Annotated in this window: 10 protein-coding genes; 4 read left to right on the top strand and 6 right to left on the bottom strand. The window is 70.0% G+C overall.

The window, feature by feature from the left end; genetic code table 11:
* Window positions 1–28: 28 nt before the first annotated feature.
* Window positions 29–649, bottom strand: a complete 621-nt coding sequence (locus ABZ564_RS02865; protein WP_164399455.1) for a heme-copper oxidase subunit III — start codon at window positions 647–649, stop codon at window positions 29–31.
* Between the two features lie 202 nt (window positions 650–851).
* Between ABZ564_RS02865 and ABZ564_RS02860 the strand changes: the two genes are divergently transcribed.
* Window positions 852–1,253, top strand: a complete 402-nt coding sequence (locus tag ABZ564_RS02860; RefSeq protein WP_360848418.1) for a hypothetical protein — start codon at window positions 852–854, stop codon at window positions 1,251–1,253.
* A gap of 47 nt (window positions 1,254–1,300) precedes the next feature.
* Here the strand turns inward: ABZ564_RS02860 and ABZ564_RS02855 are convergent, their stop codons facing one another.
* The 4 genes from ABZ564_RS02855 to coxB form a co-directional block, all read right to left on the bottom strand.
* The gene (locus ABZ564_RS02855) at window positions 1,301–2,557 is read right to left on the bottom strand and encodes an Ig-like domain-containing protein (protein ID WP_360848415.1); all 1,257 of its coding nucleotides are present in this window, start codon (window positions 2,555–2,557) and stop codon (window positions 1,301–1,303) included.
* A 123-nt stretch (window positions 2,558–2,680) separates the two neighbouring features.
* Complete coding sequence (locus ABZ564_RS02850) at window positions 2,681–3,079, bottom strand: cytochrome c oxidase subunit 4 (protein ID WP_360848413.1); 399 nt, start codon at window positions 3,077–3,079, stop codon at window positions 2,681–2,683.
* Window positions 3,076–4,812, bottom strand: coding sequence for a cytochrome c oxidase subunit I (gene ctaD / locus ABZ564_RS02845; protein WP_360848410.1), 1,737 nt, complete (start codon window positions 4,810–4,812; stop codon window positions 3,076–3,078). Before ctaD ends, ABZ564_RS02850 begins: the two co-directional genes overlap by 4 nt.
* Entirely contained in the window at window positions 4,809–5,771 is a 963-nt protein-coding gene (coxB, locus tag ABZ564_RS02840) for a cytochrome c oxidase subunit II (protein WP_360848407.1), read from the bottom strand. Before coxB ends, ctaD begins: the two co-directional genes overlap by 4 nt.
* A gap of 270 nt (window positions 5,772–6,041) precedes the next feature.
* Here coxB and ABZ564_RS02835 point away from each other — a divergent pair, with 270 nt between their 5' ends.
* Window positions 6,042–7,424, top strand: coding sequence for an aminotransferase class V-fold PLP-dependent enzyme (locus ABZ564_RS02835; RefSeq protein ID WP_360848404.1), 1,383 nt, complete (start codon window positions 6,042–6,044; stop codon window positions 7,422–7,424).
* A 67-nt stretch (window positions 7,425–7,491) separates the two neighbouring features.
* On the opposite strand, the gene ABZ564_RS02830 is transcribed toward ABZ564_RS02835, so the two are convergent.
* On the bottom strand, window positions 7,492–8,466 hold the full coding sequence (locus ABZ564_RS02830) for a carbohydrate kinase family protein (RefSeq protein WP_360848401.1): 975 nt from the start codon (window positions 8,464–8,466) through the stop codon (window positions 7,492–7,494).
* A gap of 157 nt (window positions 8,467–8,623) precedes the next feature.
* Between ABZ564_RS02830 and ABZ564_RS02825 the strand changes: the two genes are divergently transcribed.
* Together ABZ564_RS02825 and ABZ564_RS02820 are read left to right on the top strand one after the other, a co-directional pair.
* The gene (locus ABZ564_RS02825) at window positions 8,624–8,821 is read left to right on the top strand and encodes a hypothetical protein (protein WP_360848398.1); all 198 of its coding nucleotides are present in this window, start codon (window positions 8,624–8,626) and stop codon (window positions 8,819–8,821) included.
* Window positions 8,822–8,948: 127 nt separating this feature from the next.
* On the top strand, window positions 8,949–10,397 hold the full coding sequence (locus ABZ564_RS02820) for a hypothetical protein (RefSeq protein ID WP_360848395.1): 1,449 nt from the start codon (window positions 8,949–8,951) through the stop codon (window positions 10,395–10,397).
* Window positions 10,398–10,466: the final 69 nt, after the last annotated feature.

Below are 10,466 nucleotides of genomic sequence, written 5' to 3'. Positions count from 1 at the left end.
GCTGGATGTGGTTCGGGCTCGGGCCCGGTTACTTGATCATGTAGATCGTGGCGAAGAGGCCGATCCACACGACATCGACGAAGTGCCAGTAATAGGACACGACGATGGCGGCGGTCGCCTGTTCATGGGTGAACCTCTTGGCCGCGTATGTCCTGCCCAGAACGAGCAGGAAGGCGATGAGACCGCCTGTCACATGCAGACCGTGGAAGCCGGTCGTCAGGTAGAACACCGAACCGTACGGGTCGGAGGACAGCGAGAGGCCGTCCTTCTTCACCAGCTCGGTGTACTCGAAGACCTGGCCTCCGATGAAGATCGAACCCATCACGAAAGTGATCACGAACCAGGCACGGAGCTTCTTCACATCGCCCCGCTCCGCGGCGAACACGCCGAGCTGGCAGGTGAGTGAGGAGAGCACCAGGATCGTGGTGTTCGTCGCCGAGAACGGGAAGTTCAGGGCGGACGCCATTTCCTTCCAGTGATCCGGTCCGGTCACCGATCGCAGGGTGAAGTACATCGCGAAGAGGGCCGCGAAGAACATCAGCTCGGAGCTCAACCAGATGATGGTTCCGACGCTGGTGAGGTTCGGCCGATTGACCGACGGGTGCGCGTGCCCGGTTTCTACTGTCGTTGCTGTCGCCACGACCGACATTATGTCGGGCGCTTATCCCGCCCTCACTCCGGGGGGTGCCGTTCGGTGTGTCAGAGGGGTGTGTCCTGCCCGAACGGCCCAGGGACGCACCGTCCGGACCGGTGCTGACAGGTTGTCGGGCGGAGTACGATCCGCGCATCGGACCGCTCTCGTCCACCGAGTGCCCCGAGTGCCCCGAAGACACGGATGTCACGGAGGAACAATGCAGCCGACCGCCACGGTCCTGGTCTACAGCGACAACGCGCACACCCGTGAGCAGGTGAGGCTGGCAGCAGGGCGCAGGCCCGCGGCGGACGTGCCGCCGGTGGAGTTCCTGGAGTGCGCCACCCTGCCGGCCGTCCTGGAGGCCCTGGACCGCGGGGGCGTCGACGTCTGCGTGCTGGACGGCGAGACCGCCCCGGCGGGCGGCATGGGCGTCTGCCGGCAGATCAAGGACGAGATCTTCCGCTGCCCGCCCGTGCTGGTCCTCATCGGGCGCCCGCAGGACGCCTGGCTGGCCACCTGGAGCCGTGCGGACGCCGCGGTGACGCTGCCGGTGGAGCCGGTGGAGTTCGCCGGCTCCCTGGCCGCTCTGCTGCGTACGCGGCTCTCCGTGGGGGCCTGAGCCCCCTTCGCGTGACGCGTCCGGGCGGGGGCGGCGCACCCCCGCCGTCAGACCTCGGGGCGCAGCCGCGCCGCCCGGACCTTGTCGACGCGCGGCGCGGTGGTGTCGTTGTGCAGCGCGCTGCCCTTCTGCCACTTGGCCCAGGACAGGTTCCAGTCGCCGTAGCCGTTGTCGAAGGGCGTCATCGTCTCGCCCTCGCTGCCGACGACGCTGACGATGTCGCCCTCGCGCACGGTGTTGAAGAACCACTCGGCCTCGCTGGTGCTCATGCCCGTGCAGCCGTGGCTGACGTTCGCGGACCCCTGTGATCCCGTGGACCAGGGGGCCGCGTGCACGTATTCGCCGCTCCAGGTGAGCCGGGTCGCGTAGTAGACGTCGAGGTCGTAGGAGTCCGCGGAGCCCGCGGCGATCCCGATGGATTCCCCGCGCATACGTACGTAGTACTCCTTGCCCAGCACGACCTTGACGCCGTTGCGCGTCTCGAAGCCGGGCTTGCCGGTGGTCACCGGAATGGTCTTGATCACTTCGCCGTTGCGCAGCACCGTCATGGAGTGCTCGGCGGCGTCGGTGACGGCCTCGACGCGGTCGCCGGTGGCGATCTTCAGCGTCTTGGCGGGTGCCCCGTAGAGCGCGTCGGTCACCTTGATGCCGGTCAGCGTGCTGCTGACCTCGATGCTGGCCTTCGCCGGCCAGTACTCCTTGGGCCGGTAGTGCAGCGTCTTGTCGTCGACCCAGTACCAGGAGCCGGTGACCGCGGGCGTCGAGCGCACCCTCAGGCCGCGCTCGACGGTGGCGCGGGAGGCGTTGTCGGTGACCGGGGCGCTGAGCTGGGCCGTGAGGGGCTGCCCGACGCCGTAGGTGCCCGCCTGGGGGCCGAAGGTGACGTTGAGGACCTTGGTCGCCTTGGCGGTGTCGAAGGACATCGTGCGGGTGCCCGGGGCCCCGTCGCCGTTCTCCATGCGGACCTTGACGGTGTAACGGGTCCCTGCGGCCAGCGGGGCGGTGGAGTGCCACCGGTGGCCGTCGGCGTCGAGTTCGCCCGCCAGATGGCGTCCTGCGGCGTCCACGGCCGATACGTCGGTGATCCGGCCCTCGTCGGCGTCGACCCGGACCTCCAGGGGCCTGTCGGGGTCCACCTTCTTGCCGCCGTCGGGCGTGTTGAAGGAGATCTCGTCGGCCGCGTCGAACGGCTGGGCCGAGAGGGGGTGGCTCTCGGAGTCCCCGCAGGCTGCCGCCCCGGCGACCAGTGTCGCGGCCAGCAGAGTGCAGCTCACTACGGGACGGATGCGCAGCGTGTGGCTCATGGAATCACGCTAAGAACATTCGTCCGTTTCAGCGCGCGGGGCGACTGCAAACGGGGGCCGCCACTTCGCGATGGAAGTGGCGGCCCCCGTCAGGTGGAGCGGTGTGCTACCGGCGGACCGGTCTCACTGGGTGCGGTTCTCACCGCGGTAGTACTCGAACACCCAGCCGAAGAGGCCGACCAGGAGGAGCGGTGCCGAGAAGTACAGCAGCCACCAGCCGAAGACGACGCCCATGAAGGCGAAGGCACCGCCGATCGCCAGCGAGAGCGGCTGCCAGCTGTGCGGGGAGAAGAACCCCACCTCGCCGGCCTCGTCCGCCACGTCGGCTTCCTTGTTGTCCTGCGCCATCGCGTCGACCCGCCGGGCCGTGAAGGCCAGGTAGAAGCCGATCATCATGCTCAGGCCGAACGCCAGGAGCAGCGCGGTGGTGCCGACGGGCTCCTTCGACCACACGCCGTACGTGATGGCCATGACGAGGATGAACAGCGCCAGGCCGAGGAACATCTTGCCCTGGATCTTCACTTGCCCGCCTCCTTGCCACCGGCGAGGGCCTTGTCACCCTCGGAGACGTGGTCCAGCTGCTCCAGCGCGGTGATCTCCGGGTGGTGCAGGTCGAACGCCGGGGATTCGGAGCGGATACGGGGCAGCGTGAGGAAGTTGTGCCGCGGCGGCGGGCAGGAGGTCGCCCATTCCAGCGAACGGCCGTAGCCCCACGGGTCGTCGACCTCGATCTTCTTGCCGTACTTGGCGGTCTTCCACACGTTGTAGAAGAACGGCAGGATCGACAGGCCCAGCAGGAACGAGGAGATCGTCGAGATCGTGTTCAGCGCGGTGAAGCCGTCCGCGGCGAGGTAGTCCGCGTAACGCCGCGGCATGCCCTCCGCACCCAGCCAGTGCTGCACCAGGAACGTGCCGTGGAAGCCCGTGAAGAGCGTCCAGAAGGTGATCTTGCCGAGCCGCTCGTCCAGCATCTTGCCGGTGAACTTCGGCCACCAGAAGTGGAAGCCGGAGAACATCGCGAACACCACGGTGCCGAAGACGACGTAGTGGAAGTGCGCGACCACGAAGTACGAGTCGGAGACGTGGAAGTCCATCGGCGGCGAGGCCAGGATGACGCCGGTCAGCCCGCCGAAGGTGAAGGTGATCAGGAAGCCGATCGCCCAGAGCATCGGGGTCTCGAAGGACAGCGAGCCCTTCCACATCGTGCCGATCCAGTTGAAGAACTTCACCCCGGTGGGCACCGCGATGAGGAACGTCATGAAGGAGAAGAACGGCAGGAGTACACCGCCGGTGACGTACATGTGGTGGGCCCACACGGTCACCGAGAGGCCGGCGATGGAAATCGTCGCGGCCACCAGGCCGATGTATCCGAACATCGGCTTGCGGCTGAATACCGGGATCACTTCGGAAATGATCCCGAAGAACGGCAGGGCGATGATGTACACCTCTGGATGGCCGAAGAACCAGAAGAGGTGTTGCCACAGCAAAGCGCCGCCATTGGCCGCGTCGAATACATGGGCACCGAACTTGCGGTCCGCCTCCAGGGCGAACAGCGCGGCCGCCAGGACCGGGAAGGCCAGCAGGACCAGCACACCGGTCAGCAGGACGTTCCAGACGAAGATCGGCATGCGGAACATCGTCATGCCGGGGGCGCGCATGCAGATGATCGTGGTGATGAAGTTGACCGAACCAAGGATCGTGCCGAAGCCGGAGAAGGCCAGACCCATGATCCACATGTCGGCGCCGACACCCGGCGAACGGACGGCGTCCGAGAGCGGGGAGTAGGCGAACCACCCGAAGTCGGCCGCACCCTGGGGGGTGAGGAAGCCGGCCACCGCGATGAGCGAGCCGAAGAGGTACAGCCAGTACGCGAACATGTTCAGCCGCGGGAACGCCACGTCGGGCGCGCCGATCTGCAGCGGCATGATCCAGTTCGCGAATCCGGCGAACAGCGGCGTCGCGAACATCAGCAGCATGATCGTGCCGTGCATCGTGAACGCCTGGTTGAACTGCTCGTTCGACATGATCTGCGTGCCCGGTCGGGCCAGCTCGGCGCGCATGAAGAGCGCCATCAGACCGCCGATGCAGAAGAAGGCGAACGATGTGACCAGGTACATCGTGCCGATCGTCTTGTGGTCAGTGGTGGTCAGCCACTTGATGACGACGTTTCCCGGCTGCTTGCGCCGGACCGGCAGCTCGTCCTCGTACGAGTCGTCTGCTGCCGCGGCACCCTGAGGTTCGTTGAGGATGCTCACAGTTTGTTCGTCTCCGCATTCCTGGCCGGGTCAGTCTGCTCGATGCCGGCCGGCACGTAGCCCGTCTGGCCCTTCTTCGCCAGTTCCTTGAGGTGCGCCTGGTAGCGCTCCGGGGAGACGACCTTGACGTTGAAGAGCATCCGGGAGTGGTCGACGCCGCAGAGCTCGGCGCACTTGCCCAGGAAGGTGCCCTCCTGGTTGGGAGTCACCTCGAAGGCGTTGGTGTGGCCCGGAATGACGTCCTGCTTCATGAGGAACGGCACCACCCAGAAGGAGTGGATGACGTCACGCGAAGTCAGGATGAAACGGACCTTCTCACCCTTGGGCAGCCACAGGGTCGGGCCGGGGTTGCCCGTCTGCGGGTTCCGGTCCCCCGGGATGCCGGCGTCGTAGACACCGTCCGCACCCTTGGGGAAGGCGTCACGGAACCTGTTCGGGATGGCGTCGAGCTCCTTGGGGACCTCGTTGCCCGTGGTGGCGGAGCCGTCCACGTTCTCGATGTAGTTGAAGCCCCAGCTCCACTGGTAGCCGACCACGTTGATGGTGTGGGCCGGCTTCTCGGAGAGCGTGAGGAGCTTCGTCTCGTCCCGTGCGGTGAAGTAGAACAACACCGAGACGATGATCAGGGGGACCACGGTGTACAGCGCCTCGATGGGCATGTTGTACCGGGTCTGCGGAGGTACCTCCACCTTGGTGCGGCTGCGCCGGTGGAAGATGACGCTCCACAGGATCAGGCCCCAGACCAGCACGCCCGTGGCGAGCGCTGCCGCCCACGAGCCCTGCCAGAGGGAAAGGATCCGTGGGGCCTCTTCCGTTACCGGCGTAGGCATACCAAGGCGGGGGAAGTCCTTGTACGTGCAACCGGTGGCGGTCGCCAGGATCAGGCCCGCAGTCAGCACCTGCGGCAGCTTCCGCCGCATCGGGCGCCGCGACGAGCGGTCGGAGCCGTTGGGACTCACGTAGCGCCTTCCCGAGAGTCTCGCCCGCACGGTCGGCGCGGCCGTCTCGCTGGTCGGTCGCCGGCCCTGTACGGGCAGGGGTTTGGATGTTTATGCGGACCAAACCCTACTGGACGCTATTTGGGGTCGCGCGGGGAGGGTGCCCAACGCGCCGCCCGACTCCCCGAAGGGGTGGAATTCGCGCCTCCGGCCGTTATCTGACGCCCCCTCTCCCGGTCCCCGGCGCCGGTCGGTCCCGGGCCGCGGCACCCGCCGGGCTAGCGTGGCCGGGTGCCCTACTTCGACGCGGCGTCCGCCGCCCCCCTGCATCCCGTCGCCCGCCAGGCGCTGCTTGCCGCGCTGGACGAGGGCTGGGCCGATCCGGCCCGGCTGTACCGCGAGGGGCGCCGCGCCCGGCTGCTGCTGGACGCCGCGCGGGAGACGGCCGCCGAGGCCGTCGGGTGCCGCCCCGACGAGCTGACCTTCACCCCGTCGGGCACCCGGGCGGTGCATTCCGGAATTTCCGGCGCGCTCGCCGGGCGTCGGCGTGTCGGCCGCCATCTGGTGGTGTCGGCGGTCGAACACTCGTCGGTGCTCCACTCGGCGGCGGACCACGAGGACCGGGACGGGACGGTCTCCCGGGTGCCGGTGGAGCGGACCGGCGCGGTGGACGCGCGGACGTTCGGGCAGGCGCTGCGCGAGGACACCGCGCTGGCCTGTCTGCAGTCCGCCAGCCACGAGGTCGGCACCGAGCAGCCGGTGGCCGAGGTGGCCGGAGCCTGCCGGGCGGCGGGGGTGCCCCTCCTGGTGGACGCCGCGCAGTCGCTGGCCTGGGGCCCGGCACCGGAGGGGTGGTCGCTGGTGACGGGCAGCGCACACAAGTGGGGCGGGCCGGCCGGGGTCGGGCTGCTCGCGGTGCGCAAGGGCGTCCGGTTCGCCCCCCAAGGCCCGGCCGACGAACGGGAGTCGGGGCGGGCGCCGGGCTTCGAGAACCTGCCGGCGATCGTCGCGGCGGCGGCGTCCCTGCGGGCGGTGCGGGCGGAGGCGGACGCGGAGTCGGTGCGGCTGCGGGCGCTGGTGGACCGGATCCGGACCCGGGTGCCCGCACTGGTACCCGATGTGGAGGTGGTGGGCGACCCGGTGCGGCGGCTGCCGCATCTGGTGACCTTCTCCTGTCTCTATGTCGACGGGGAGACCTTGCTCCGGGAGCTGGACCGGTCCGGTTTCTCCGTGTCATCCGGTTCGTCCTGCACGAGCAGCACGCTGATGCCGAGCCATGTGCTCAAGGCGATGGGGGTGCTCTCGGAGGGCAACGTCCGCGTTTCGCTGCCACGGGGCACCACGGACGAGGAGGTCGACCGCTTCCTGGCGGTACTGCCGGGCCTGGTCGCCGGCGTCCGCGAGCAGCTGGACGCACCGGCGCCCTCGGCCCCCTCCCCCGCCCCGGCCGGCTCCCTGGTGCTCGACACGCTCGGCAGGCGGTGCCCCGTTCCCGTGATCGAACTCGCAAAGGCGATCGAAGGGGTGCCCGTGGGCGGGACGGTGACCGTGCTCTCCGACGACGAGGCGGCCCGGCTCGACATCCCGGCCTGGTGCGCGATGCGTGAGCAGGAGTACGTGGGCGAGGAGCCGGCGGACCGGGGCGCGGCCTATATGGTCCGCCGGCTCTCCTGAGAGGCGCGTATGCCTGCCGACGCGGGCCCGTGTCCGCGCGGGCCCGCGTCCTTCCCGACGGCGTGTGTCAGGCGAGGTGCGTGCGGACCTCGGCGGCGGCCTCGTGGCCGTACGCCTTGGTGAAGCGGTCCATGAAGTGGGTGCGGTGCAGGGTGTACTCCTGGGTGCCGACGGTCTCGATGACGAGCGTGGCGAGCATGCAGCCGACCTGGGCGGCCCGCTCCAGGCCGACGCCCCAGGCGAGACCGGAGAGGAAACCGGCCCGGAAGGCGTCGCCGACGCCGGTCGGGTCGGCCTTGACGTTCTCCTCGGGGCAGCCGACCTCGATCGGCTCCTCGCCGGCCCGCTCGATGCGCACGCCACGGGCGCCGAGCGTGGTGACCCGGTGCCCGACCTTGCCCAGGATCTCCTCGTCGGTCCAGCCGGTCTTGGACTCGATGAGCCCCTTCTCGTACTCGTTGGAGAAGAGGTACGTGGCGCCTTCGAGGAGGATGCGGATCTCGTCGCCGTCCATGCGGGCGATCTGCTGCGAGAAGTCCGCCGCGAACGGGATGCCGCGCGTACGGCACTCCTCGGTGTGGCGGAGCATGCCCTCCGGGTCGTCCGCGCCGATGGAGACGAGGTCGAGGCCGCCCACCCGGTCGGCGACGGCCTTCAGCTCGATCAGCCGGGCCTCGCTCATGGCGCCGGTGTAGAAGGAGCCGATCTGGTTGTGGTCGGCGTCCGTCGTGCAGACGAAGCGGGCGGTGTGCAGGACCTCGGAGATCCGCACCGAGCCGGTGTCGACGCCGTGCCGGTCGAGCCAGGCCCGGTACTCGTCGAAGTCGGAGCCGGCCGCTCCGACCAGGATCGGCCGGGTGCCGAGCAGCCCCATGCCGAAGCAGATGTTGGCGGCGACCCCTCCCCGGCGCACGTCCAGGTTGTCGACCAGGAAGGAGAGCGAGACCGTGTGCAGCTGGTCGGCGACCAGCTGGTCGGCGAAGCGGCCGGGGAAGGTCATGAGGTGGTCGGTGGCGATGGAGCCGGTGACTGCGATACGCACGGGGAGACGTCTCCTGCGGAGGTCGAGGGGGAACGGATGTCCGCGTCCCAGGGGTGACGTGACAGTTCACGCTACCCGCTCCCGCTCGCCCCGAAGCGGAAAAACTACCCGATAGTAGGGCTTTCTTCCCGGGCTCTGTGGTGCCTACGGTTCCGTTATGTCGAACCACATCGTCCCGAGCGAGTCCGAGACCGGGCTGGCCGAGCTGCGCGGAGACTGCGCGCGGATGGCTCCGCACTGGGTGGTCCCCGCGAAGACCGCCCCTCCCCGCGTCACGCCCGCCCTGATCCACGGGGTGACCGTGCCGCCCGCGTCCGCACGGCTGATCGACGCGACGGCGGAGTACGGGGACTGACGGCCGCCCCCGCAGCGTCCCCGGGGAACCGGGCGCCCCGCTGCCCCGTCCCAGCCGTGTCCGCCCGACGTGGCGGGCCGTGTGCCGGCCGGGCATACGACGGCGATGCAGGCGAAGGAGCGATCCGGTGAGCACCGAGCGACCCGACAACGACGTGACCACCACCCGGCGGCGTTCCCCGCTGGTCGCGACCTCGGTGGCGGCGGCCGTACTGCTGGCCGGTGGCGGCGGCGCGTACTGGGCCGCGACCGCGGCGGACGGCGGCGGCGGTACGCGGAGCGCCGCGGCCGACGGTGACGGCACTCCCCCGCCCCTCGTCCTGGACGACGCGGGCACCTCGGCCGTGCCCTCGCCCACCCCCTCCGGCCCGCCCGAGGGCATCGCGCCCGGCGAGCCCGATCCGCACGGCGGCCGGCTGGTCTACCGCGCCTCCGGCAAGCTCCCGGACGGCCCGGACAAGGCCTCCGTCCAGCGCGCCGGGGGACCGGTCACGGCCGCCGAGGTGTCCCGGTTGGCGAAGGCGCTGGGGCTGACGGGCAGCCCGCGGTCCGAGGCCACGTCCTGGAAGGTGGGCTCCGACGGGGACGGCACGGGTCCGGTGCTGCGGGTGAACAAGCAGGCCCCCGGGGCCTGGACCTTCACCCGGTACGGCACCGGCGGCACGGACAACTGCAAGAAGGGGCCCGTCTGCTCGGTGGCGCCGGGCGGCTCCGGGCAGCCCGTCGACGAGAAGGCCGCGAAGGCCGCCGCCACGCCGGTGCTGAAGGCGGCCGGCCAGGACGACGCGGCGCTCGACGCCCGTCAGCTCATGGGCTCGGCCCGGGTGGTGAACGCCGATCCGGTGGTGGACGGGCTGCCCACGTACGGCTGGGCGACCGGGATCCAGGTGGGACCGGACGGGCAGGTGACCGGCGGCGCCGGGAAGCTGAAGGCCCTGGAGAAGGGGGCCGCCTATCCGGTGATCGGCGCGGCCGAGGCGCTGAAGCGGCTCAACGCGGCGCAGCCGCCGGCGGGCGGTGAGATCGGCGGATGCGCCTCGCCGGCCCCGCTGGAGAACGGCACGAACTCGTCCGGGGTCGGCTGCGGCGCCCCGACCGGTGCGGAGCGGCCGGCGACGACGGTGACGGTGAAGAAGGCGGTCTTCGGCCTCGCGGCCCACTCCGCGGGCGGCGAGCAGCTGCTCGTACCGTCCTGGATCTTCTCGGTGCAGCCGGCCGGTGGTGCGGGTGAGACGGTCACGCAGGTGGCGGTGGACCCGGAGTATCTGACGCGGGAGCCGTCGCCGAGCACGCCCCCGGACGGCGACCGTACGACGAAGCCCCGCGCCGTCCAGTCGTACAGCGCGAGCGGGCGGGCCCTGTCGGTGACGTTCTGGGGCGGCGTGTGCAGTACGTACACGGCGAGCGCGCGTGAGGACGGCGAGACGGTCCGGGTGACCGTTCGGGAGACGAAGGACCCGGACAAGGTCTGCGTGATGATCGCGAAGGAGCTGACCCGTACGGTCGCGCTGGAGCGGCCGCTGGACGGGCGGCAGGTGGTCGACACGGCCTCGGGGTCCGTGGTGCCGCGCGCCTGAGCCTTCCCGTACACCCAGGGACACGACCACGGCGGCCCCGGGGCTTTCGTCCCGGGGCCGCCGTGGTGA

The organism is Streptomyces sp. NPDC019224, assembly GCF_040632605.1.
GTDB lineage: Bacteria > Actinomycetota > Actinomycetes > Streptomycetales > Streptomycetaceae > Streptomyces.
This window is presented reverse-complemented; position numbering and strand designations above follow the sequence as displayed.